The sequence below is a fragment of the Maricaulis sp. genome (genome assembly GCF_017643475.1).
GTDB lineage: Bacteria > Pseudomonadota > Alphaproteobacteria > Caulobacterales > Maricaulaceae > Maricaulis.
Window position 1 is genome coordinate 770,925 of the sequence record NZ_JAEPNI010000001.1, and the last position, 23,140, is coordinate 794,064.

Annotated in this window: 27 protein-coding genes; 11 read left to right on the top strand and 16 right to left on the bottom strand. The window is 61.3% G+C overall.

Annotation, left to right across the window (positions count from 1 at the left end; genetic code table 11):
- Position 1: 1 nt before the first annotated feature.
- On the top strand, positions 2-925 hold the full coding sequence (locus tag JJ889_RS03615) for an Hsp33 family molecular chaperone (protein WP_291891553.1): 924 nt from the start codon (positions 2-4) through the stop codon (positions 923-925).
- Here JJ889_RS03615 and JJ889_RS03620 read toward each other — a convergent pair whose 3' ends face one another.
- Both JJ889_RS03620 and apaG read right to left on the bottom strand, forming a co-directional pair.
- Positions 926-2,380 carry a TrkH family potassium uptake protein gene (locus tag JJ889_RS03620; protein WP_291891554.1) on the bottom strand — a complete coding sequence of 485 codons (1,455 nt, stop codon included), beginning with the start codon at positions 2,378-2,380 and terminating at the stop codon, positions 926-928.
- Positions 2,381-2,392: 12 nt separating this feature from the next.
- Complete coding sequence (apaG, locus tag JJ889_RS03625) at positions 2,393-2,821, bottom strand: Co2+/Mg2+ efflux protein ApaG (protein WP_291891556.1); 429 nt, start codon at positions 2,819-2,821, stop codon at positions 2,393-2,395.
- Between the two features lie 105 nt (positions 2,822-2,926).
- Here apaG and JJ889_RS03630 point away from each other — a divergent pair, with 105 nt between their 5' ends.
- Positions 2,927-3,970: a 2'-deoxycytidine 5'-triphosphate deaminase gene (locus JJ889_RS03630; protein ID WP_291891558.1), complete on the top strand. Its 1,044-nt coding sequence runs from the start codon at positions 2,927-2,929 to the stop codon at positions 3,968-3,970.
- 109 nt (positions 3,971-4,079) lie between these two features.
- Positions 4,080-4,475: a hypothetical protein gene (locus JJ889_RS03635; protein ID WP_291891560.1), complete on the top strand. Its 396-nt coding sequence runs from the start codon at positions 4,080-4,082 to the stop codon at positions 4,473-4,475.
- Positions 4,476-4,491: 16 nt separating this feature from the next.
- Here JJ889_RS03635 and JJ889_RS03640 read toward each other — a convergent pair whose 3' ends face one another.
- The 3 genes from JJ889_RS03640 to JJ889_RS03650 all read right to left on the bottom strand — a co-directional run bounded on the left by JJ889_RS03640 (position 4,492) and on the right by JJ889_RS03650 (position 6,788).
- Positions 4,492-4,710, bottom strand: a complete 219-nt coding sequence (locus JJ889_RS03640; RefSeq protein ID WP_291891563.1) for a hypothetical protein — start codon at positions 4,708-4,710, stop codon at positions 4,492-4,494.
- Complete coding sequence (locus JJ889_RS03645) at positions 4,710-6,125, bottom strand: glycosyltransferase family 2 protein (protein ID WP_291891564.1); 1,416 nt, start codon at positions 6,123-6,125, stop codon at positions 4,710-4,712. Before JJ889_RS03645 ends, JJ889_RS03640 begins: the two co-directional genes overlap by 1 nt.
- A gap of 174 nt (positions 6,126-6,299) precedes the next feature.
- Positions 6,300-6,788, bottom strand: coding sequence for a histidine phosphatase family protein (locus tag JJ889_RS03650; RefSeq protein WP_291891565.1), 489 nt, complete (start codon positions 6,786-6,788; stop codon positions 6,300-6,302).
- 114 nt (positions 6,789-6,902) lie between these two features.
- Between JJ889_RS03650 and JJ889_RS03655 the strand changes: the two genes are divergently transcribed.
- Entirely contained in the window at positions 6,903-7,556 is a 654-nt protein-coding gene (locus JJ889_RS03655) for a peroxiredoxin (RefSeq protein ID WP_291891567.1), read from the top strand.
- A 272-nt stretch (positions 7,557-7,828) separates the two neighbouring features.
- Here the strand turns inward: JJ889_RS03655 and JJ889_RS03660 are convergent, their stop codons facing one another.
- From JJ889_RS03660 to JJ889_RS03670, 3 genes are all read right to left on the bottom strand, one after another.
- Positions 7,829-8,302, bottom strand: coding sequence for a hypothetical protein (locus tag JJ889_RS03660; protein ID WP_291891569.1), 474 nt, complete (start codon positions 8,300-8,302; stop codon positions 7,829-7,831).
- A 35-nt stretch (positions 8,303-8,337) separates the two neighbouring features.
- A complete protein-coding gene (locus JJ889_RS03665; RefSeq protein ID WP_291891570.1) occupies positions 8,338-9,549 on the bottom strand; it encodes an RtcB family protein in 1,212 nt (403 codons plus the stop codon).
- A gap of 595 nt (positions 9,550-10,144) precedes the next feature.
- Entirely contained in the window at positions 10,145-10,921 is a 777-nt protein-coding gene (locus tag JJ889_RS03670; protein WP_291891571.1) for a DUF1629 domain-containing protein, read from the bottom strand.
- Positions 10,922-11,390: 469 nt separating this feature from the next.
- Between JJ889_RS03670 and JJ889_RS03675 the strand changes: the two genes are divergently transcribed.
- The 4 genes from JJ889_RS03675 to JJ889_RS03690 all read left to right on the top strand — a co-directional run bounded on the left by JJ889_RS03675 (position 11,391) and on the right by JJ889_RS03690 (position 16,008).
- Positions 11,391-12,980 (top strand): lysine--tRNA ligase, encoded by a 1,590-nt coding sequence (locus JJ889_RS03675; protein ID WP_291891572.1) that lies wholly within the window; start codon positions 11,391-11,393, stop codon positions 12,978-12,980.
- A gap of 80 nt (positions 12,981-13,060) precedes the next feature.
- A complete protein-coding gene (locus JJ889_RS03680; RefSeq protein WP_291891573.1) occupies positions 13,061-15,229 on the top strand; it encodes a TonB-dependent siderophore receptor in 2,169 nt (722 codons plus the stop codon).
- A 96-nt stretch (positions 15,230-15,325) separates the two neighbouring features.
- Entirely contained in the window at positions 15,326-15,784 is a 459-nt protein-coding gene (locus JJ889_RS03685; protein WP_291891575.1) for a hypothetical protein, read from the top strand.
- The gene (locus tag JJ889_RS03690) at positions 15,784-16,008 is read left to right on the top strand and encodes a helix-turn-helix transcriptional regulator (RefSeq protein ID WP_366940032.1); all 225 of its coding nucleotides are present in this window, start codon (positions 15,784-15,786) and stop codon (positions 16,006-16,008) included. Before JJ889_RS03685 ends, JJ889_RS03690 begins: the two co-directional genes overlap by 1 nt.
- Here JJ889_RS03690 and JJ889_RS03695 read toward each other — a convergent pair.
- Positions 15,959-16,732, bottom strand: a complete 774-nt coding sequence (locus JJ889_RS03695) for a cytochrome P450 (protein ID WP_366940054.1) — start codon at positions 16,730-16,732, stop codon at positions 15,959-15,961. The genes JJ889_RS03690 and JJ889_RS03695 overlap by 50 nt on opposite strands.
- Positions 16,618-16,983 (bottom strand): hypothetical protein, encoded by a 366-nt coding sequence (locus JJ889_RS03700; protein ID WP_291891577.1) that lies wholly within the window; start codon positions 16,981-16,983, stop codon positions 16,618-16,620. The genes JJ889_RS03695 and JJ889_RS03700 overlap by 115 nt, the downstream gene beginning before the upstream one ends.
- Positions 16,984-17,157: 174 nt before the next feature.
- On the opposite strand from JJ889_RS03700, the gene JJ889_RS03705 reads away from it, so the two are divergent.
- Positions 17,158-17,919: a hypothetical protein gene (locus JJ889_RS03705; protein WP_291891578.1), complete on the top strand. Its 762-nt coding sequence runs from the start codon at positions 17,158-17,160 to the stop codon at positions 17,917-17,919.
- Here JJ889_RS03705 and JJ889_RS03710 read toward each other — a convergent pair.
- A complete protein-coding gene (locus tag JJ889_RS03710) occupies positions 17,913-18,539 on the bottom strand; it encodes a helix-turn-helix transcriptional regulator (protein WP_291891580.1) in 627 nt (208 codons plus the stop codon). The genes JJ889_RS03705 and JJ889_RS03710 overlap by 7 nt on opposite strands.
- A 93-nt stretch (positions 18,540-18,632) precedes the next feature.
- Here JJ889_RS03710 and JJ889_RS03715 point away from each other — a divergent pair, with 93 nt between their 5' ends.
- Together JJ889_RS03715 and JJ889_RS03720 are read left to right on the top strand one after the other, a co-directional pair.
- Positions 18,633-18,992 carry a DUF952 domain-containing protein gene (locus tag JJ889_RS03715; RefSeq protein ID WP_291891582.1) on the top strand — a complete coding sequence of 120 codons (360 nt, stop codon included), beginning with the start codon at positions 18,633-18,635 and terminating at the stop codon, positions 18,990-18,992.
- Positions 18,989-20,020: a quinone-dependent dihydroorotate dehydrogenase gene (locus tag JJ889_RS03720; protein WP_291891584.1), complete on the top strand. Its 1,032-nt coding sequence runs from the start codon at positions 18,989-18,991 to the stop codon at positions 20,018-20,020. Before JJ889_RS03715 ends, JJ889_RS03720 begins: the two co-directional genes overlap by 4 nt.
- Here JJ889_RS03720 and JJ889_RS03725 read toward each other — a convergent pair.
- The 5 genes from JJ889_RS03725 to JJ889_RS03745 all read right to left on the bottom strand — a co-directional run bounded on the left by JJ889_RS03725 (position 19,972) and on the right by JJ889_RS03745 (position 23,099).
- Positions 19,972-21,336 (bottom strand): MATE family efflux transporter, encoded by a 1,365-nt coding sequence (locus tag JJ889_RS03725; RefSeq protein ID WP_291891586.1) that lies wholly within the window; start codon positions 21,334-21,336, stop codon positions 19,972-19,974. The two genes, JJ889_RS03720 and JJ889_RS03725, sit on opposite strands and share 49 nt — an antisense overlap.
- 40 nt (positions 21,337-21,376) lie before the next feature.
- Complete coding sequence (locus JJ889_RS03730; RefSeq protein WP_291891589.1) at positions 21,377-21,745, bottom strand: thiol-disulfide oxidoreductase DCC family protein; 369 nt, start codon at positions 21,743-21,745, stop codon at positions 21,377-21,379.
- 62 nt (positions 21,746-21,807) lie between these two features.
- Positions 21,808-22,224 (bottom strand): PaaI family thioesterase, encoded by a 417-nt coding sequence (locus JJ889_RS03735; protein ID WP_291891590.1) that lies wholly within the window; start codon positions 22,222-22,224, stop codon positions 21,808-21,810.
- Positions 22,221-22,709 carry a PaaI family thioesterase gene (locus JJ889_RS03740; RefSeq protein WP_291891591.1) on the bottom strand — a complete coding sequence of 163 codons (489 nt, stop codon included), beginning with the start codon at positions 22,707-22,709 and terminating at the stop codon, positions 22,221-22,223. Before JJ889_RS03740 ends, JJ889_RS03735 begins: the two co-directional genes overlap by 4 nt.
- A gap of 63 nt (positions 22,710-22,772) precedes the next feature.
- Positions 22,773-23,099 carry a DUF6460 domain-containing protein gene (locus JJ889_RS03745; protein WP_291891594.1) on the bottom strand — a complete coding sequence of 109 codons (327 nt, stop codon included), beginning with the start codon at positions 23,097-23,099 and terminating at the stop codon, positions 22,773-22,775.
- Between the last annotated feature and the right edge of the window lie 41 nt (positions 23,100-23,140).

The window sequence follows — 23,140 nt, forward strand, 5'->3', positions numbered from 1 at the left end:
CATGACAGACGCCCCCAATGACCCGCTTGGCGAACACGATGACATCGTAGCCGGTTTTCAGGTTGAAAACCGTGCGGTGAGGGGGCGTGTGTCGCGTCTCGGCGAGACGCTCAACCTCATTCTCTCGGCGCATGACTATCCCGAACCGGTCGCACGCATGCTCGGTGAGGCGGTGTTGTTGGCCGGCCTGGTCGGCAATGCGCTGAAGTTTGACGGACGCCTGATCGTCCAGGCGCAGGGCAATGGTCCGCTCGCCTTCATTGTCGCGGAATATGTCGCGTCACAAGGTGTACGGGGCTATGCCAAGCTTGATCGCGAGGCCTATGACGAGGCCGTCGCGGCCAAGCCCGAGGATATGAGCTGGGTCAAATGCCTGCTCGGCGAGGGCCGGCTGGCGCTGACCATTGATCATGGCCCGAACATGGAGCCGTATCAGGGTGTGGTCCCACTGGAAGGCGACAGCCTGGTGGACGCCGCGGAAACCTATTTCCGTCAGTCCGAGCAATTGCCGACCCGGATCCGTGTGGCGGTGGGCGAGCATTGGGACGAGGCCGGAACGAAGACCTGGCGTGGCGGCGGCATGATGCTGCAGGCCTTTGCCAGCGACGAGACCCGTGGCGAAGTCGCCGATGACTGGGATCATTGCCGCGCCCTGTTCGAGACCATCGAGGACGCGGAATTGCTCGACCCGGATCTCTCGGCCGGCACGCTGCTCTATCGCCTGTTCAACGAGGACGGCGTCCGCCTGTTCGAACCCATGGCCCTGCCTCGCCGCTGCGGCTGTGACCGCCAGCACCTGATGACCATCCTGCAGCGCTTCTCCCAGGACGACCGTGACCACATGCTGGTCGACGGCAAGATCGTCATGACCTGCGAGTATTGCAACAAGGACTGGGCCTTCACGCCGGAAGAGCTTGGCGGTTGATCAGTACCGCCAGAAGCGCGGGCTCAGAAAGACCAGGACGGCCAGGACTTCCAGCCGGCCGATGAGCATGTTGCCGGTGAGGACCCATTTGGCGGTGTCCGGCAGGTCGGCGAACGTGCCTGACGGACCGATCATCTCGCCCAGGCCCGGGCCGACATTGGCGAGGCTGGTGGCGGCGCCGGAGAGCGCTGTGGTGGTGTCCAGCCCGATCAGTGAGAGCAAGGCTGCACTGACGGCATAGACCGCGAAGAACACGAAGAAAAAGCCGAAGACGGAGTGGAGCGCACTGTCGGCAACGCTGCGGCCATTGTAGCGGATCGGGATGATGGCGTTCGGGCGCAGCAGGTTTTCCATGTAGCGCCGCATGGCCGACCCCGCGATCTGATAGCGGAAAATCTTGACGCTGCAGGTCGTCGAACCGGCACAGCCCCCGATGAACATGAAGACAAAGAAGGCGGCCTGGGCCGGCGGCCCCCAGCCGTCATAGTCCGCGGTCGCGAACCCTGTTCCCGTGATGATGGACACCACATTGAAGCTCGCCACGCGCAGGGCCGAGCCATCGCCATGGGCGTCGGTGGAGGCCAGGAAAAACGTGAAGCCCAGCGTCGCGACCAGCACGATCACGAAGAAACCGCGCACCTGGGCGTCCTTCCACAACGCGCCCGGCTTGCCGCGCAGGGCCAGCAGGAAAATGCCAAATGGCAGCGCTGCGAGCAGCATGAAAGTCAGCGCAACGAGATCGGAGCCGCCCTGGGTGAAGGCGCCCAGACTGTCGTCCGAGGTCGAATAGCCCCCCGTTGCCACCGTGGTCATGGCATGGGCGATGGATTCCAGCCAGCTCATGCCGGTGAGCCCGTAGGCAATCGCACACGTCACAGTCAGCGCCAGATAGATCAGTGAAATCGCGGAGGCGATTTCCTGGGCGCGTGGCAGGACCTTGTCCGAGGCGTCGGAACTTTCCATACGAAAGAGCTGCATGCCGCCAATGCCCAGCATCGGCCAGAAGGCCATGGCGGTCACGATAATGCCGATGCCGCCGATCCATTGCAGGATGGCGCGCCAGATCAGAATGCCATCCGGCCGCTCGTCCAGCCCGGTCAGGATTGTTGATCCGGTTGTGGTGAGGCCGGAGACCGCCTCGAAAATGGCGTCCGTCCAGTTCAGCCCCTCATCGGACAGGTGCAGGGGCAGGGCGGCTGCAAGACACAGGGCGACCCAGGCGCCGACTGTCAGCACGAAGGCCGCGCGCGGCGTCAGTCCCTTCACCTCCGAGCGCATGGCCAGCATGACGGCGCCGCCCATGAAGGTGGTCAGCACGCCGGACAGCAAAAACGCGTCTGCGGTCGCATTATTCCCGTCTGCCAGATCGAGAATGCCCGGAATGAACATCATCAGTCCGAGCACGCCGACCATGGCGCCGATGGCGTAGAAGACGGGGCGGAGGGAGCCTGTCACGAGGGCGCTGGCCTAGTGGATCCGGGCGACGTCGTCGGGACGGTCCAGCGAGAAGCTGGGAATGATGGCGGCAAAGCTCTCGCCATCGGTTTCCACCATCTCGTAACTGCCCTGCATGAAGCCGGACGATGTCGTCAGCGGCGTGCCGCTGGTATAGCGAAAGCGCTGGCCCGGCTCGATGACCGGCTGTTCGCCAACCACGCCGGGGCCCTGGACATGTTCCTGGCGACCGAAGGCATCGGTGATCACCCATTTGCGCGAGATCAGCTGAACCGGCCGCTGGCCATGGTTCTCGATCTCGACCGTATAGGACCAGACGAAGCGCCCCGCCTCTGGCTCGGACTCATCCTCCATGTAATCCGGCTCGACGCGGATCAGGATGTCGCGCGTCGTGGATTCATATCCCTGGTATTCTTCTTCGGTCATTCCTGCAGCGTTCATTGCGGCGAACGTCCCCACCAAAACTGCGCGCATCATCCTCCTGTCGGCGGCGCGGCTCAAGTCCTACGGTCAGCATAGCTGGACAGCAGCCTCGGGATGGTCAACATGAAGCGCCAACTGACTCGAAGCTTGATGATGTCTTCTCACGGAATTTTATCGGATCGCCAGCTCGCCGCGCTTGTCGCCGAGGGTGGTGTTGTCACGCAGGATGCGCTCGCGGACGGACAGATCCAGCCCGCCAGCCTGGACTTGCGTCTTGGACGCATCGCCTACCGCCTGCGCGCCAGCTTCCTGCCCGGATCGGGACGCTCGATCCAGTCGCGGCTGACGCCGGACCTGGTCATGCACACGATTGACCTGGAACAGGGCGCGGTGCTGGAGACCGGCTGTGTCTACCTCGTACCCTTGCTGGAAGGGCTGAAACTGCCCGCGGGCATGACGGCGGCGATGAACCCGAAAAGTTCTACCGGCCGCATCGATGTCTTTACACGGGTCATTGCGGATGGCGCGGAAGCATTTGACCAGGCACCTGAGGGCTATGAAGGTCCGCTCTTTGCGGAAGTCTCGCCGCGCACCTTCTCCATTCTTGCGCGCACAGGTGACCGGCTCGGCCAGGTGCGTTTCCGCCAGGGCGGACATCATCCGACCCGGGAACAGACCGTCAGCGTGGACCTGGAAGGTTTCGACAACGGCATCGTCGGATACCGCGCACGTCGTCATTCCGGCCTGGTCGATCTGGCCGGAATTGGCGCGCATCCGCGTGAGCGTTTCTGGGAGCCGGTGACGGCGCTGGACGGCCAGCTGGTTCTGGATCCCGACGAGTTTTACATTCTGGCGTCCCGCGAGGCCGTGGCGATACCGCTCAGCGATGCTGCGGAAATGGCGCCAATCGCTCCGGAGATTGGCGAGTTTCGGGCCCATTACGCCGGTTTCTTTGATCCGGGTTTTGGCGTCAGCGAAGCTGGCGGCAGCGGGTCCCGTGCCGTACTGGAAGTGCGCGGCCGGGATGTGCCCTTCATTCTTGAACACGGTCAGCCCATTGCCCGTCTGGTGCATGAGCCGATGCTGGAAACGCCTGCTGAGGCATACGGTCAGGTGGCATCAAACTACCAGGCTCAGGGGCTGAAACTGTCGAAATTCTTCCTTTAGGAGAATTCCGGCATATTTCGGATCATAATGTATGAATTTGGGGTGACGTTCAGGGTTTCCCCAAAAATCTATGCTTCGATTTCGCCTGGAATTTCCAGAAGGCGTGTGTATGTCGATCGAAGTAAACGCTCTTGAGATGCGTGGTGTCGCGCTTGTCAAAGTAGTCGGCGAGATTGCTCGGACTGACCTGGGCGCAGCTTTGATTGTCATGGAAAAACGTGTCGATAGTGGCGATCTCCGGGGGCTTGTCGTGGATGCCCGCGAGGTCGAGCTGCATGAACGCAAGGCTTTGGGACTGGAGATGTGGGAAGATGCACTGTCCGCACTGCCACCGGGTTTTCCGGTCGCCTATATCGCTCCGCCAGGATTTGAAGAAAAGCGTGCTGAAGGTGTGGCTGAAACGGCGCGCGAATGGGCGAGCAATCTGAAACTCTTTGAAACAGTCGAGCCCGGTGAAAACTGGGTAAGCGCTCAACTCGCCAGACGGTCGATGCTGGCCGGTTAGATCGGCGACTGCGCAGTCAGCGGCGCATCTGGCTGAGATCAATTCCCATATGAGCGGCCACATTGGCCAGCATGAACAGGACCAGCACGCCGCTGCCAAGCGCCACGATGGTCCACGGGATCATGCGCGGCCCTTTCTCGGGCTGTGCGGGAAGGTTGCCGCGCCATCGTGCGAGTAGGAAGAGGCCCACGCCCAGAACGAGCATGATGATCGTCGGTGTCATCGGCAGATACATCAGTTTTCGTCCGTTAATCCGTGCTCCGTCTTGTCCCAGAAATAGGGGTTGAAGGCGAGCTGCCACAAGGCCCGAACTGCAGAGGGGGTGAGAAGTGGCCAGTAGAGGGGCATGGTCAGCAAGTCGAACAGACGGGCAGTCCACCCCATGCGGCGCATGCCGAGCCAGGCCGTTGCTGCTGCCACCGCGTAACCGGTCACAGCAAACAGATAATAGGGCCACAAGTCGCGCAGCGCGCCGGGTTCCTGGGTCAAGGCCAGCGTTGAGAGGGCGGCAAAGGGCAGGTGCAGCAGCGCTGCGGCAATCGCGGCACCCAGGGTCAGGGAGAGCGCGATCCAGTGCGGAGGTCGTGTCGCGCCAATCGTTTTGCGTGAATGAACGGCGAAGGTCTGGATATAGCCCTTGATCCAGCGTGTGCGCTGTAAAAACCAGGGCCGGACCCGAAACGGTGCTTCCTCCAGCGTGGGTGGGGCGATCAGGTCGCAGCGATAACCCGCGCGGTGCAGTCGGAAGCCCAAATCGGCATCCTCGGTGACATTGTGGGCGTCCCAGCCGCCAACGCGTCTCAAGGCCTCGGCGCGGAAGTAGTTGCTGGTTCCGCCCAGCGGTAGTGGCCAACCCAGTCGAACAAAAAGCGGCAGCATGACCCGGAAGTGGGCTGCGTATTCCAGTGCGAACTGGCGCGTGAGCCAGTTCTTGTCACGGTTGTACCAGTTGAGCGGGGCTTGCAGACAAGCCAGGTCGGGACCAGCCTGCTGAAAGGTCAGCGCTGCGGTCATGACCTGGTCCGGTGACGGTCGATCCTCGGCGTCATAGACGGCGATGATCTCGCCACGGCTGTGGCGAAGGGCAAAGTTCAGGGCGCGCGGCTTGGTCCGGGGTTCACCAGGTGGTGTCGCCAGGATGGTGACCTGGCGTGTGACCTCGCAGGCCCTCGCGGCATTGATCGTCGCTGTGTCGTGCTCTTCCAGGGCCAGGATCAGCTGCAGGCGATCGTCTGGATAGTCCAGGTCCATAAGCCGCTTGAGCAATTCCGCCATAACCCGCGCCTCGTCATAGGCCGCAACGATTATGGTGACCCGCGGCAGGGTGGCGAGGCGTTCTCCGGTAACAGCTTTGCCGTGCGCCGCTGGCATGATGAGCGCGAGCACTCTCAGCAGGATGGTCGTCGTGAAGAACAGGCCGGCGAGCAGGAGCAGGGCCGGTTTCAGGCCGGGTATTAGCCCGCTCAACCCGGCGATTAGCAAGAGGAGGGCCACGGCCAGTCCGACCACCTGCCGGCCACTCAAGCCGGAGCGTGCGCTCATGTCCGGGTGGAGTCGGCTGAATTGCTGACTCGCTTCGCTGGCCCAGATCCGCGGGCGCAGGGCGCGTGCCTCGTCCGGGGCGGGTTTGTCCGGGTCTTCTTTCGCCAATGAGCTTCACCTCTGAAGCACGATGCTAGCGCAACAGCAACCTTAAGGCGAGTCTCTCAATCCTTCAGGCGCCAGGGCCCACGGCGGGAATGACGATCAAATGGCGCACCTGTGTCCCCCAATGACTGGCTCCAGCTCGGGAAGCTCGCGCAGTACGCGAATGAACGAAGATGTCTAAGCTTGCGGGTTGAAGACGTGCAGGAGTTCAGGCGCTTCGAACGGTTCTCCGGTGAAGCCGTAAGCCGCCGCCGCGGCAGTCGGGTATCCGGCCGGCAGATCGCGCGTCTTGCCTGCTGCCATGGCCAGCTTGTGCGCAAAACCGCCAATGCCGGGATTGTGTCCGACAACCAGAATCCGGTCCTCGCGAGCGAAACCGTCGAGCACTGCGCGCTCAAGCATTTCGGTGCTGGCATGATAGAGCGCCATGGGATCATCGATCGCCGGCTTGCCCAGGGCGGGCAGAAGCTTGTCGAAGGTCTGGCGCGTTCTCCATGCGGGAGACACCAGTGCCAGGTCCACCTCCAGCCCGGCAGCAGCCAGTTCTTCGCCAGCACGCACACTGTCCTCGCGACCGCGCTGGGTCAGCCCGCGCTGGAAATCGTCTTCAGCTTCCAGGCGGTCAACAGCCTTGGCGTGACGCATAAGGATGAGAAGCTTGGGCATGCGGGCAGTCCTCACATTCTGCTTACCGAACCGATTGCCCCTTGTAATCGAGGGGCAAGAGGCGCACCTAGGTCTACGCTGATTTTTACCCCTCGCAAACGCAAGGAGAGCATGATGGGTCTCTTGTTAGGCGATACCGCCCCGAATTTCGACATCGCTACCAATGAAGGCGATATCAATTTCCACGAATGGATTGGTGACAACTGGGTGATTTTCTTCTCTCACCCGGCTGACTACACCCCGGTCTGCACGACCGAGCTGGGCTATACGGCCAAGCTGAAAGACGAATTTGCCAAGCGCAATGCCAAGGCGATCGCCCTGTCCGTCGACAGTGTTGAAGACCACAATGGCTGGATCAAGGACATCGAGGAAACGCAAAATGTTTCCATGAACTTCCCTATCATTGCCGATATCGACCGCACGGTGGCCGGCCTCTACCAGATGATCCACCCGAATGCGGACCCCAAAGTCACCGTTCGGTCGGTCTATGTCATCGATCCGAACAAGAAGATCCGCGCGACCTTCACCTATCCGCCGAGCGCGGGTCGCAATTTCGATGAGGTTCTGCGCCTCCTCGACAGTCTGCAGCTGACAGACGAGTTCAAGGTCGCGACGCCGGTGAACTGGACGGATGGTGATGATGTTATCGTTGTGCCGTCGATCTCCGACGAAGAAGCCGACAAGCTTTTCCCGGCGGGTTACAATCGGATCAAGCCGTATCTGCGCGTGACGAAGCAGCCAAACAAGGTTTCCGAACCGGCTGAATAGTCCGTCAGGATAGCGAGATGCACACAGGGGTCGCTGCGGCGGCCCCTTTTGTTTGTCTGTCGAGCTTTCGGTGCGGGATTTCGAAGTTTGATCCGGAGAGGTCGCGGGGAGGCAGTATAGATAGCTGCCTCCCCGCGGAGTTCCGGCCAGGTGGGTTCGGGGGGATCGAGGCCGGTTCGGGGTACATGCGTTGCCGGGCCAGTGCTTCGTTCGGTCCGACATGTGTTCAACGCGAGGGTGACGGAAATCCGTCGCCGGAATTGCATCCCGTTTCAGAACTGTTCCGGCGAATAGAACTCGCTGGCCTGCACATCGCGCTTGAGGCGTTTCAACAGCCCGTCCCGAGGATGGATGTAGAGCTGGCCCTTGCGCGGGCCGGAGCGCCAGATGAAGTGGCGTGGCCACAGCCAGTTGCCGTCCTTGCCGATCGCCGGGCGTGCCACGAAATCATAGACATGCTCGAGAATGTGCATCTGGACTGTGTTCTTCGGCGAGATGTTCTCGCGCAGCTCGGAATAGACCTTGTCCCAGGGGCGCCCGACCTGTTTGCCGAGATAGCGCTTGAGCGGCGCCAGGTTCTCGTTGAGACCTTTTGTGCGGGTGCCATTCGTATCGCGCTGACGGCGAATGCCGATGCGAGACGGCTGGTTCTCTCCATCCTGCTTGATCTTCATGCGGTTCAGCTTGCGGGTTCGCCATCCACAGCGGGGACGTTCCACGATGACCTTGTTCATGTCCTTGCGCATAATCGCCTCCTGCGGTGGCGGGCAGGGCCGCAGCCCTACCCTTTCACACAAACCACCTGTTTGAGTGTGTGGACGATGTCCACCAGCTCGGACTGGGCCGCCATCACCGCGTCGATGTCCTTGTAGGCCATCGGCGTTTCGTCGATGACGCCGGCATCTTTCCGGCACTCCACACCCTCTGTCGCCTTGCGGTGATCAGAGAGGGTGAAAGCCTGTTTGGCCGCTGAGCGGGACATCACCCGGCCTGCACCGTGCGAGCAGGAGCAGAAGCTGTCGGCCACGCCCTTTCCGCGCACGATGTAGGAGCGGGCACCCATCGAACCCGGGATGATGCCGAGCTCGCCCTCGCGCGCCGATACTGCCCCCTTCCGGGTCAGCCAGACATCTGCGCCAAAGTGATGTTCCTGCTCCACATAATTGTGGTGACAGTTCACCGCCGTCTTGTCCGTCTTGAACCGGCCGAGCGTCTTGCGAAGCGCCATGAGCGTCCGCTCCATCATCGCTTCGCGGTTCTCGCGGGCATAGTCCTGGGCCCAGCCCACCGCTTCGACATAGTCGTCGAACAGCTCTTCGCCCTCTACGAAGAAGGCGAGGTCCTTGTCGGGCACGTGGAAGTCGAGAACACGCCGGGCCAGCTCTTCCCGCGCACGGGAGATGAAGTATTGCCCGATCATGTTACCGGTTCCGCGAGAGCCGGAGTGCAGCATTACCCAGACGCGGTCCTCTTCATCCAGGCACAGCTCGATGAAGTGGTTTCCGCCACCCAGGGTTCCCAGCTGGCCATCCACCTTGTGGGTTCCGATCTTGCGATGTTTCGCCTTGATCAGATCAAGACGCTCCATCAGGCCGGACGCCTTGAGGCGGGTGCCGGTCGAGCTGGGCGCAATGCGGTGGTCGCCGCCCTTGCCGTTTCCGACAGGGATGGCGGCCTCGATAGCGTCGCGGGTTTTCCTGAGATTGTCCGGAAGGTTCCGGGCCTCAAGGCTGGTGCGAATGGCCATCATGCCACAGCCGATATCCACCCCGACGGCAGCCGGAATGATCGCGCCCTTGGTCGGGATCACCGATCCGACCGTCGCACCACGACCGAAATGAACGTCCGGCATGGCTGCGACATGGCGGTGGATGAAGGGCAGGCCGGCGACATTGCGCAATTGTTCAATCGCGCTGTCATCCACCGGCACGCCCTTGATCCAGGCCTTGATATGTCCACACGATGTTTCAATCGCTTCGTATTGCGTCGACATGACACTTTCCCCTCGACGAGGGGCCTTTCTGGTTGGTGCGGTAAAGCGAGGCGAATATGGGAGGGGTCGTGTTGGGGGCACGACCCCTCCCTTCCTTGTTCCGTCGCCCTGGGTGTGGGGGGAGTGGCGATCGGAACGAAAAAACCCTCCTCAAGCTGCGCTTGGGAGGGCGGGTCACAGGGGACTGTGGGGGAACAGTCTACCGTGTGAGCGCGGTACCCTCCGCGTGCGCGAACTCATTCAGCCAGGTCGGCTGAATAAAGAGGCGATATGTCGTCTGCACTACGCGCATATTGGTCTCGAGTTCAGCGCCCACGCGGGGCGTTCGGTTAACAGGAAGCCCGCTTATGAATGAGCATATTCAAGGCGGCAAGCACAAAATGCGACCTGTGGTATCGAAAGTCGCGCCTGTGGCGAATTTAACACATGGTCGCGCTATCGCAGGCGAGTTGGGGGTTGAAAGTGTGTTGCAGGTGCAACGTTGGGGTGGCGGAGCGGTGTTCTAGTAAACGACAGATACAAGTTCGGCAGTTTTTAGTGTGCCCAACTCTGCAGAAAGCGTGACTCCGTTTTCTTCCCGTTTCGCTGTCAGTCCCTAGAGCAGCCGGTCCGGGCGATAAACCCGAGCGTCATCGAGACGGTCCAGAAGCGCGCGTGAAACATACCGTAGACCAGGGCTGGAAACATCCTGAAAGAGATGCGCATCACCGAGCTTGTTCTGGTCGAAGAAAACGGGCTTGCCGATATCGGCGCAGCGATATCTTACCTCACCATCAACATCGTGTCGCATCCATCGAAGTGATGATCGCTCAATGTCCAAAGCATCAACTATTCGGGTGTGAAAAGCCCAATAGACACACGGTTCTGTCGTTCCGTTGGCCAACTGGGCAGGTGCCTCGGAAATCCAGAAGTCTGATGGAGCATACTCACGAAAGATGGTGACCGCTTCCGCGTTCATCAAATAGATTCCGCTCATAGCAAAATCGCAGTATTTTGCGGAGCTTGGGCGAGGGGCTCGACGGGCACCTAACCGCAGCCTTTCCAGAACAGCTTCAACCTTTGTCGAGGAAAATGGGGCAGCCAAGGCTGCGATGAGCTTTCGCTTGAGCTCATCTGACAATGGCTCGATTTCTAAATCCGCCAACAATGTGGGGCCGAAATAGTCAACAAAGGGCACATAGACGGGATCTCCCCCCAAGCCCTCGACATCGACTTGAGCGGCTGCTTGCTTCTTTCTTAGCAGAGACGGCTTTCGCGAAAACTCAACATATTCGCTAGCCGTCAAAACCGGCTGCAGATCTTTAACCTGCGATGCTACAGCGGCCGGCAATTCTCTGAGCAAATATTCCTTGCGTTCGATATCAAAGGTCATCTTCGACAATTCTCGGTTTTCACGCGCTAGAGGCTGACATTCATTCCGATCGATATCGCATCCGTCACGAACGATTTGGAAAAGGGTCAGGAGGAATCAAAACCCTTGATGGATGTAGATCAAGTGGTCTGCTCTATAACACCTTCCATCAGTATCGGAATTGCTTGCAAACCCGCCGCAAAATCGACGCGAGTGTTGCCATTTGCGGCAAACGGTCCAGCGAACTGATGCTCCACCGAATACGCCGATGTTCCTTCGCTCTTGTTATCTCGGTTCTTGTGCCATGGTTTGGCGGACCAACAAGGTAGCTCTCAGCCGAGGCCCGGCAATGAATGCTGGAGAAGTGTCGCAGTGAGAAGTTTGGCGCCTGAACACCACCCCACTCCCACAACCCCCACGCTTGACGCTTCGCCCCATCCCCTCTACCTCGCGATGTTTTCCGCAATGCAACAATAGAAAGACCGATCCCATGTCCACCGATCTTGCCCAAAACGCTAAAGCCTGGCCGTTTGAACAAGCGCGCCTGCTGAAAAAGCGGCTGGACAAGCTGGGTCGAAAATCCGGGCCGGTCGTGTTCGAGACCGGCTATGGGCCGTCGGGCCTTCCGCACATGGGGACGTTTGGCGAGGTGGTGCGCACCTCCATGGTTCGCCGGGCGTTTGAAGAGCTGACGGGCGGGGCCTATGAGACGCATCTGATCTGTGTCTCGGACGATATGGACGGCATGCGCAAGGTGCCGGATAATCTGCCCCAGCAGGAGATGCTGTCGGAATACCTTCAGATGCCGCTGACCGTGGTGCCAGACCCGTACGGTACGCATGAGAGTTTCGGCCATCACATGAATGCGCGCCTGCGCGCCTTCCTCGACAGTTTCGGCTTCTCCTATGAGTTCAAGTCGGCAACCGAGCTCTACAAATCCGGTGCCTTTGACGCGATGCTTCTGAAGGCGGCGGAGAAGTATGAGGACATCATGAAAGTGATGCTCCCGACACTGGGTGAGGAGCGCCAGGCGACCTATTCGCCCTTCCTGCCGATCCATCCGGAAACCGGTCACGTCCTCTATGTGCCGATGAAGTCTGTCGACGCCAAGGCGGGCACGATCACCTTTGACGATGAGACAGGCCAGGAATTCACCGTTCCGGTCACCGGCGGGAATGTGAAGCTGCAGTGGAAGCCGGATTTCGGCATGCGCTGGGCGGCGCTGGGCGTTGATTTCGAGATGTTCGGCAAGGACCACCAGGCCAATGCGCCGATCTATTCGCGCATCTCCCGCATCCTGGGTGCCGAGCCGCCGACGCAGTTTGTCTACGAGCTGTTCCTGGATGAGAAGGGCGAGAAGATCTCCAAGTCCAAGGGCAATGGCCTGTCGGTCGAGGAGTGGCTGAAATACGCCCCGCAGGAGAGCCTGAGCTACTATAATTTCGTCAAGCCGCGCCAGGCCAAGAAACTCTATTTCGACGTCATCCCGCGCGCCGTGGACGAATACATGCAGCATCTGGCCGCTTATGCCGGCCAGGATGAAGCCAAACAGCTGGAAAACCCGTCCTGGCACATTCATGGCGGCAATCCGCCAGCAGAAGCCTCGCCGATCAATTTCGCCCTGATGCTGAACCTGGCCTCTGCCGCCAGTGCCCACAACACCGATGTGATGTGGGGCTTTATCGGTCGGTATGTTGACGGCGCCACGCCGCAGACCCACCCGCTGCTCGATCAGCTGGCCGGTTTTGCCGTGCAGTATTTCCAGGACTTCGTCGAGCCGGAGAAGAAATTCCGGGCGCCGACGGACATGGAACGGGCGGCGATGGAAGACCTGCTGGCGCGCTTCAAGGCGCTCGACGCCAATGAACGCGATGCTGAAGTGATCCAGACGGAAGTCTTCTCGGCCGGTAAATCACAGGAATTTGAAAACCTGCGGGACTGGTTCAAGGCCTTGTATGAAGTGCTTCTGGGGCAATCCCAGGGTCCGCGTTTCGGATCTTTCGCAGCTATTTACGGGATTTCGGAAACTATTTCGCTTATTGAAGGGGCCCTCGCTGGGGAATTGCTCGCCAAGAGCTGATCCACGGCACAACGTGTAACGTAGTATCCGGGACATCAGGGGACTTGGCCTCGCAGGTGTTCCGGAGTGTGGGGCTGCTCGTGCGTAAGTCTGGTTATCGATCTCTTCTGACGGCCCTGTTGGGCAGTGCAGCCTTGAGTTTTGGCGCGCTGGCGCAGGACACCGGAGCGACATCGGAGCCGGGGGTGGAGATCTATCTCCCGGCCGCCTTCGCTGAATTCCTTCCGCAAAACGCCAACGACATGGTCCGCCGCCTGCCGGGTTTCCAGGTGGATGAGGGCGACCAGGTGCGCGGCCTGTCCGGCGCCCAGGGCAATGTCCTCATCAACGGCCGCCGGCTCCCGCCACGCTCCGGTTCGCTCAATACACGTCTCAGCACGATGCGGGTCGAGGATGTCGAGCGCTTTGAGCTGATCGAGGCGGGCGCCCGCGATATCGACATGCAGGGTTATCCCCTGTTGCTAAATATCGTGCTGCGCGACCAGACGGCACGCCGTTTCAACGGTCGCATGGAAATCGAGCCGCGCGAGGATGGCGGGGACGAGGTCCAGCTGGCCTTTGGCGGTTCCACCACCGGCGGATCGGTCGAGCTTGAGGGCAATTTCGAACTCTATGACGAGGCCCTGCTGGCCTATAGCGATGTGCGCCAGTCCAACGCCGACACGCCGACAGCACGGTTCTCGACGGATCGCCACACCACCACGTCCCGCCGCGATGCCCAGGGGTCTGCAACTATCCCGATGGGCGAGGGGCGCAGCCTCGTCCTCTCGGCGGCCTATGCGGGACGCGCGAATTCGCAGCGTCCGACCGAGGAGGAAATCGCGTCCGGTGCCGCATTGCAGGAGCGCAGCGAATCCGACTCGACGGAGACCAGTTTTGGCTTGGAATACACCTCGCCCCTGGGCGAGGCGCTGGACCTTCATGCCGTCGTGACCCGCCAGGACGGTGAGCAGGAAAGCTCGGCCAGCCTGATTGATGCCGGGTCGATCGGTCGGTTCAGTTCCGGTGAGGAGACGAGCGAAACCGCGACACGCGCAACCGTGCGCTGGCGGATCAGTGATGTCTGGGCGCTGGAAGCGGGCGGAACTTGGGCGCTCAACACGCTGGACGGTGCCTTCTCGGCGACGATTGATGGTGTGCTCCAGGATATCGACGGCTCCAACGCCTCGGTCGAGGAAACAAGAACAGCGGGCCTGGCCGTGCTCAGCTGGACACCGCGCCCGGATGTGTCAGCTAATTTCGGCGGCCGTGTCGAGCAATTCACTCTCAACTCCTCCAACGCGCCGGGCGAGCTGTCGCTGACGGATGTCGTGCCGCGGGCCGATGTCAGCTGGACGATGGAGAATGACTGGGTCCTGCGTGTCTCTGCCGAGCGCGAGGTCGGACAGCTGGGTCTGGGGCAGTTCCTGGCCGAGACCAATCTGGACAATTCTCTCAACACGTCCGGCGCCGCCACACTGGAACCGGAACGGTCCTGGACCTACCGGGCCGAGCTGGAGCGTCGTTTCGGCGAGCGTGGTCTGGTGCGCCTGCAGGCGCAGCGCCGGGAAATCGAGAACCCCATTTCGCGCATTCTGACGACTGAAGGCGATGTCATCCCGGCCAATATCGGACCGGAGACGATTGATACGCTGGAAGGTGTATTCGAGTTTGATCTCGGCCGCTTTGGTATGCCTGGTCTGTTTATCGACGGTTTGGCTGTTCTTCGCCAGTCGGAGCGTATCGACCCGCTCCAGGGCTTTGTTCGCGAGACCTCGGGGCACCAGGATCATACGTTCGAGATCGGCCTGCGCCAGGAATTTGCCGATGGCAAATATGTGCTCGGCTTCGAGATCGAGGACGATGCTCCGGCGACGCATTACTGGCTGACCCAGATCCGTCGCCAGGTGCGTGGACTGGAAGCGCGCGTGAATGGTGAGTGGCGTCATTCCGACAGCTGGCGGACAGGTTTCTGGCTTCGCTTGCCGGAGACCCAGCGCGACGAGATCTATATCTTCGACGGTGTTCGTACGGGTAATATGAGCCCGGTCCTGCGCAACACGATTGAACGGGACACTGGTGCGTTCTTGTCCCTGTGGACCGAGTTTGAAGTGCGTGACGGAGTGCATCTACGCCTGAATGTACGCACCGGCCGTTCGCGGGAAGCGTCAACACAGGTCCTCGATATCAATGGCACCGAGCTCGACTATGCCAGCATCGACCAGGACAACGTGCCAAGCTTCAACCTGCGCCTGCGCTGGAATCGCTAGTCAAAAACTCAGGTAAAAAATAATTGACATGGGGTTCGGGATTTCTTACATCAGTGCATGTAAAGAATTTCAGACACTGTGTGGAAGGTTTTTAACATGAGTTTTTACGAGCGCATCAACACTGCCGGCCTGGTCACCAGCCTCCTGGTTCTAGCCTGGTATGCCATGCAGGTCGTGCCGCAAATGGGCGAGATGCCTGTCGCGGAAATCGCCTATACGCGCCCGATGATCTATGCGGTTGTTGTCGGCGTTATACTGTCGATCATCACCGCGATCCTGGTCTCTGTCGGTTCTGCCATCTGGCTGACGGTGAAAGAGGGCAAGGACGCCGTCGATGCCGAGTTCGGCAATGAGGACGAGCGGGACAAACATATCGGTCGTCTGGGTGACGCCATGGGCGGGCACTTGCTGTCGGTCGCGGTTATCGGTGCGTTGGTGCTGATCTGGATGGAGTATGACACGTTCTGGGTCGCCAATTGCCTGTTCATCGGGGCCTGGTCGAGCGCTGCTCTTGGCACAGTCATCAAGCTGTTCGCCTATCGCGGGGCGGTGTGATGAGCAAGCCGACCAAGATCACGAATGACATCCGGCGCCTGCGCTTTGATGCAGACGAGATGACACAGGCCGAGCTGGCCAAGCGCATCGGCGTTACCCGTCAGACGGTGTTGGCGATTGAACAGGGTCGTTATTCGCCGTCGCTGGAAGTGGCCTTCAAGATCGCCAGCGTGTTCAAGGTGCCGCTCGAACAGGTGTTCCAGTATCCGCTGAACGACGAGTGACCTTCATCGCCACATCGACATCCGGCTGCAGGGTGATGCGCATCACCGGCAGAGGGTGTCGATGGCCTGCGAACTGGAACTTCAGATCGCGCAACAGAACGGCTAGCACAATGGCCATTTTCATCATCGCGAAGCGCGCGCCGATATAGACGCGTGGTCCGATACCGAAAGGCAGATAGGCAAAGCGGCTGATGCTCTCTCCGGCTTCGCCCAGGAAGCGTTCCGGTCGAAACTCGTCCGGTTCTGGCCAGAGCTCGCGATGGCGGTGGAGCAGCCATGTCGAGACCGGCACATCCGTATTGGCCGGAATGGGCACGCCGCCCACATCATCCGCTTCGATGAAGCAGCGGGCAAGGATCGTGGCGGACGGATATAGACGCAGACTTTCCTTGATGACAGCGACCGTCCAGGGCAGGTCATCCGTCCAGTTTTCCGGCGTCTGCGGATCCAGATCCGCCCTGTCGAGTTCCTGTTCCAGGCGCGCCAGAGCGACCGGTGATTGCGACAGCAGATAGAGCGTCCAGGTCAGCGTGCGAGCCGTGGTTTCATAGCCTGCCGCCAGGAAGGTCAGCAGATTGTCGACGACGGCGGTATCATCGAGGCCAGCACTCAGAAGCAGGTCCAGAAAGTCGGCCGGGCGGTCTGCTTGTTCAGGCGAGGGGCGACCGCGCCGACCTTGCGCGGTGTAAAGACCGGAGACACGGCCTTGCGGGCCGTCTTCCAGATCTCTCCCTCCGCCGTCAGTAACCCGTCGCGCAGGAAGGGACGCAGGACCGCCTGGCGCATCGGGTTCATCCGGTAACTGCCGACATTGGCGATAAAACAGTGATGGATGGCACCCGGATCATTGATGATCAGCGAAGAGCGTCCGAGAAAACGGAACGGCGCAATGTTGAGGTGGAAGTGCTGTTCACCCCAGACTTCCAGCGGATTTCGGCTCATCGCCCGGAAATTGGTCCAGCAATCGCCCGGCATCAAACGTCCCCCTCCGCTCTAGCGGGCAAGGGGAGGCATGGGCGGTTTGAAGACCGTGTTCATGAGCAGGGAACCTTTCAGTGATGTTTTATCGCGACATCGTGCAAGCGGCGATGACGCGAAAAGTCGCGCCCCGCCCTTAACGTGCAACCCGGTTTGGACTAGCGTTTGCCCATGCATCGTTTGATCGTTCTGATACTCACCTGCCTGATCTCCCTGCCGGCCCATGCCGATATGGACCAGGCTCGCCAGGCCTATGTCGAGGGACGCTGGCAGGATGCCGCCGCCCATGCCCAGCTTGCCGGCGGCGCTGATGGTTACGCATTTGCAGCCGGGGCGATCCTGGCTCAGCTGATGGTCGAACCCCTGCATCCGGAACGCCCGGAACTGGCCCGTCGCGCCGTGCAGCTGGCGGAGCATGCACACCGGTTGGACGACGAACACGCCGAGGCGCGTCTGCGGCTGGCCGGAGCGCTGGGATATCGCGGGCGTTTCATGAATGGCATGCGTGCCTATGTCGGTCGCATCCCGCAGCGGGGCAAACGCCTGCTCGAGACGCTGGTCGAGGAAAATCCGAACGATCCGTGGGCGGTTGGCATGCTGGGGGCGTGGCATCTGGAAGTCGCCCGCCGTGGCGGCAATCGCGGCATGCGGGCGCTGGGAGCGTCAGTGGATGCGGGGATCGGTTTCTACACCAACGCCATAGCGCTTGATCCGCATAATCCGGCGCCACGCTATTTCTTCGCCCTGGCCCTGCTGGCGCTGGATGATGCCGCCTATTACCAGCAGGCCCGACAGCAACTGGCCGTCTGTGTGCAGATGCAACCCCGCGACGCGTTCGAGGCTGCTGTCCAGTCAGACGCCCGCCAGCTCGCAGAACTGATTGATGACCGGCGTGCGGCCGCTGCGTGGGCAGACGCTCGCATGCGTCACTGACTGACCCACAGGATCCGCGACATCCAGCGAATATCGGCCAGCGAGACACGGCGAGTTTCATTGCGCGTGTTTATGGGGGACAGTTCGATTTCCTGGGCCGAGCGATTGCGAAACACCCAGGCACTGATCGTGCCGTCGGAACGTTCGACCACAACGCGGTTGCCATCGCCGATATCGGCCGAGGGGCTGACGACCAGTGTGTCACCCACCCGGTAGGCCGGCTCCAGTGCCGTGTCGGTTATGGTCAGCGAATAAGCGTCGCTCAGGACCACGCCGGGAAAGGGTTTCAGCGTCCATCCAGGGCCTCGCGGCACGCCCCCGGGGGAGAAGGCCTGGCCACCTGCCGTGTCTGCCATTTCCAGTCTTGGAAGGGCGGAACGACTGTCACGGTCCAGCACAAGTGCCGCAAAACTCTCGAAATCCAGATTGGCCGCACTCAGGGCCTTGGTCAGGCTCTCGGTCGAAGGCCAGCGCGCTTTGGATCCATCGGCTGAAACCCGCTTGGACGGGTTGAAAGTCGTCGCATCCAGGCCCGCCCGGCGGGCGAGTCCTGAGGGGCTGGTTTGTGCGTGAGCGGCGAGCAGATCGATCCCCCGCCAGATCTGGGCGTGAGTGAACATTTGGCAGTCCTTGGTTGCGCCAAGCTATCGGAAAACACTTGCAGGGGCGAGTCGGGCTTGCGCCGCGCTGAGTGCGCGGCTAGGCCTGCCGCCATGACAGACAAGATTGCATACCGACTCGCAACACCCGAGCGCTGGGCCGAGGTCATGGCTGCCGGTGTTTTTGAAGGCGACCCGCATGATATTGCGGACGGATTCATCCATCTCTCGGCGGCCTCCCAGGTCGAGGGCACGTTGCTGAAGCACTACAACCAGCATGACCGCCTCGTCCTGGCCGAGATTGGTCTGGAAGGCCTTGGTGACACTGTGAAGTGGGAAGTCTCCCGTGGCGGCGAGCTCTTTCCGCACATCTACGGCACCATCCCTGCAAGCGCGGTGAGGGGTGTGCGCCTGATCGGCCGCAATGAAGAGGGCGGCTGGATCATGCCGAACGATCTGGAGGGCAGCCGTTGATCCACGATATCGCAACTCGCCTGCTGCACGCTTTCGATCCGGAAGAAGCACACCGCCTGTCCATCATGGGCCTGAAATACGGTTTCGGGCCGCGTCAGTTGCGCCAGGATGATCAGGTGCTGGCGACCGAGCTCGCCGGATTGAAGCTGTCCAACCCGCTGGGGTTGGCGGCCGGATATGACAAGAACGGCGATGTACCGGACGCCTTGCTGGCCATGGGCTTCGGTTTTGTCGAGCTCGGCGCAGTCACGCCACGTGGCCAAAACGGCAAGCCCAAGCCACGCATCTTCCGCCTGTCGGAGGACGAGGCGGTGATCAATCGCATGGGCTTCCCCAATCTGGGACTGGAGAATTTCGCCCGGAACCTGCGCAGCCGGTCGCATCGCGGCGGCATTGTCGGTGTCAATCTGGGGGCCAATCTGGATAGCGAGGACCGGGTCGCGGACTATGTGGCCTGTCTGGAAGAGCTGAAGGATGATGCGCAGTTCTTCACCGTGAATATCTCCTCGCCGAATACGCCGGGCCTGCGCGACATGCAGTCCAAACAGACCCTGGTCGAGCTGATTTCGCGTGTGGTCGAGGTGCGGGGCAAGGCGCCGCTTTTCCTCAAGATCGCTCCGGATATCGCGGACGAGGAAGTGGCAGACATCATCGATGTTGTGACCACTTTCAAGATGGACGGGCTGATCGTTTCCAACACGACGCTTGCCCGCCCGGACAGCCTGCGCAGTGAGCTTGCGGAAGAAATGGGCGGCCTGTCGGGACCGCCGGTGTTTGAACGCTCGACTGAGCTGGTGCGGGCTTTCCGCAATGCGGCCGGACCGGAACTGAACATCATCGGTGTAGGTGGCGTGCGCGATGCGGACACGGCCTACGCCAAGATCCGTGCGGGCGCCAATGCCATCCAGCTCTACACGGCACTTGTCTATGAAGGCCCCAGCCTGATCGGCCGTATCAAGACCGGTCTGGCTGAACGTCTTTATTCGGACGGGTTTGCATCTGTCTCCGAGGCCGTTGGCGCTGAGTAAAGCCGGCGTTCGAGCGCCGGATAGGCGGCCGCCAGCGTTGCGCCTCGCGCGACATAGAAGACCAGGAAGGCGGCCCAGACACCGTGATTGCCGTAGGCAGGCGCGAGCACGAAGTCGGCAGCCAGATAGACCAGCACCGCGGCAACTCCGGCATTGCGCAGGATCTTGCCGCTGGTGGTTCCAATGAAGACCCCGTCCAGCAACCAGGCACCGGCACCCAAGAGCGGGATGACAGCACACCAGGGCAGATAGGTGATGGCGGCCTGGCGCGCGGCCTCATCCTCGATCACCAGGGTCAGGGCGAGCTCGCCGAAGAAGAAAGTCAGCACCGCAAATACCGCACCGGCCATGAACATCGGCTCACCGGTCATGCGGATCGCGCGGCGCAGCGCCTCCTTCGACTTGCGTCCGAAGGCCCGGCCCGCCTCGGTCTCCGCGACGAAGGCGAAGGCGTCCAGGACGAAGGCCCAGAGCGTGATGATTTGCAGCAGAACATGATTGCCCGCGAGCGCTGACGTGCCCTGCCGCGCGCCTGCATTGGCAAACCAGGTGAAGCCGATAACCAGAGACCAGGTGCGGATCATCAGGTTCAGGTTGACGTCGAACATCTCGGCCAGGGCACGCGTGTCGAGAAGCTTGGCCCGGTCAAGCACATGGTCCGCCCAGCCCTTCTGTGCCCGGATGGCATGCAGGGCAAATCCGATTGCCACGAGCGCCGCGGTCCATTCCGCGATCGCCGTCGCGGCGCCGACACCACCCGGGCCCATGCCCAGTCCCAGCACAAACCAGAAATCGAGCAGGATGTTCACGCCGGAAAACACGGCATAGATCGCCAGCGTCGCGCTGTTGCGTCCCAGTCCGATAAGCCAGCCGGATATCGCGAACCCGGCCAGCGCCGCCGGGGCGCCCCAGGCGCGGGCGAGCAGATAGTCCGCGCCCTTGTATTCAACGGTTTCGGTGCCTTGCAGGATGGCGAAGCCGATGTCGGAGATCGGGTGGCGGAAGATCCAGACCAGCAAACCCAGATTGATGGCAACCACACTCGCCCGCAACAGGATGCGTTGGACTTCCGCCAGGCGCCCGGCGCCATCGGCCTGGGCGGTCATGCCGGTGGTGCCCATGCGCAGGAAGTAGAAACTCCAGTAGAAGACCGAGAAGAGGGCTCCACCCAGCGCCACGCCGCCAAGATCCGAACTGTCGCCCGACAGGCCGAGCACAAAGGTATCGATCACCCCGGCAAGCGGGACAGTGGCGTTGGCGAAGATGAGGGGCCAGGCGCGTGCGAGCACGGCCTTGCGGGTCAGCGGCTGTTCCATGTCTCGCAGCTAGCCGCGAGAGCATCCTGATTTCAAGCGTTTAATCTGTGGGGCAAACGCCGTCGCGACAGGTCTGGCGCGGCCGGTAGGGTGCGAGGAAGCGGTAGATGGCGTCGAGCGGTTTGCGGATGATCCACGGGCGCAGCAGCGTCGCGAGAATGTGCCAGCGCGGCAGGCGTTCCCAGATGGCGATGAAGGCATCGACGCCGGTGACAACACGATTGTCGGGCAGGCGAACATGCAAGGCCGCAAGGGCCGCTTCGCGATCGACGTCTTCGGCGAGGTCCTCGGCATTGCAGTCGGAGAGAATAATCTTCTCTGGACCGAACTTGCTATAATGGCGCATCTCCCGCCGGCAAAGCGGGCAGAGGGCGTCGTAATAGGCGATGACTGGGCCGTCGTTGATCATGTTCCCAATTTAGGGCGCGCTTGGGTGGTCGGAAAGTGACACGCCGCCGCACCCTGGAAGGCTCAGTCGTCCGAGCGTTTGGGCGTGATCAGGAAATGTCCGTGCAGGGTTGCTACCGGCGCGCCGCGACGGCCTTGCCAGGCCTCTACCCGCACATTGGCGACCCGGCGTCCGCTGCGGGCAACCTGGGCGCGGGCGAAGACATCAGCGGCCCGGGCCGGGCGCAGATAGTCGATGGCAATGTCGATAGGTTTGGGCAACCGATCGAGCGGCTGGCTGACGATCAGTGAACCTGTCGCGACAATCTCCAGAAACGCACCGACCGCGCCCCCGTGCAGGGCCGGGATCAGCGGATTGCCGACCAGGTCATCCCGGAAGGGCAGGCAGCCGGTCAGCTCGTCACCGCGATGATCGAACTCCACGCCGAGGCCCGCGATATACGGCGTCTCAAGGAGAGTACTGATCAGAGGTTCGCTCATGATGCATCTCCCTCGCGGATGGCTTTCCGCGCGCGGTCCTGCGCGGCCTTGGAGGCGTTGGTGATCATGAAGGCAGCCTGGGCAATGGCGACAGGCTCGTCGGTATTGCCGTCATGCGCTGTGGCCCGCACGAAAGACACCAGGCCCCGTGAGCGCAGGCTGACAGCTTCGGCGATGATATCCTGTCCCGGTTCTGCCGGGCGCATGTAGTCGATGCGCAGGTCAAGGGTGGCGGGCGTGTCCTCACCACCAAATCCGGTAAAGGCAGCCAGGCCGCAGACATGATCGAGAAGGGCCGTGACAGCCCCGCCATGGATCACACCGGTTTCGGGGTCGCCAACGAGGTCCTCGCGATAGGGCAGGCGCATGTGTGCATCGCCTTCGCCAACGTCATCAACCTTGAAGCCGAGGGCGACCGCGTGCGGGGATCCGTCCACCAGCAGGGTGGCGAGATCATTGAGAAATTTCTGGCGTTCCGGGGTCATGATATGAAAAGGGGCTCCGAGTGGAGCCCCAAATTCAGGTAATCCGGCTTGCGGATCAAGTTGCTAGTCGCGGCGCATGGCGCCGAGCACCCGCATCAGCAGCCAGATCGGAACGACCAGGACCGCACCCAGCAGCAGATATTCGATCGCGTGTCCTGCACTGTTCACGATAGCGCTGACAATGCTGGTCCAGCTTTCGACAAGTGTGCCGAAGAAATCCACCCACAGCCGACGCGGGTCGACATTGAAGGCGGCCAGCAGCAGGCCGACCAGAACACACAGGAAAAGAAGGCGCAGCAGGTCGTTCGGCGACAGCTTGAACAGGCGCTGCAGGAAGCCGCTGTCATCCGCTTGCGAGGATGTCGGGCTGGTATCGCGATCAGTACTCATGTCTTCACTCTATCAGCAAATTGGGCACAAAGAGGGCGATC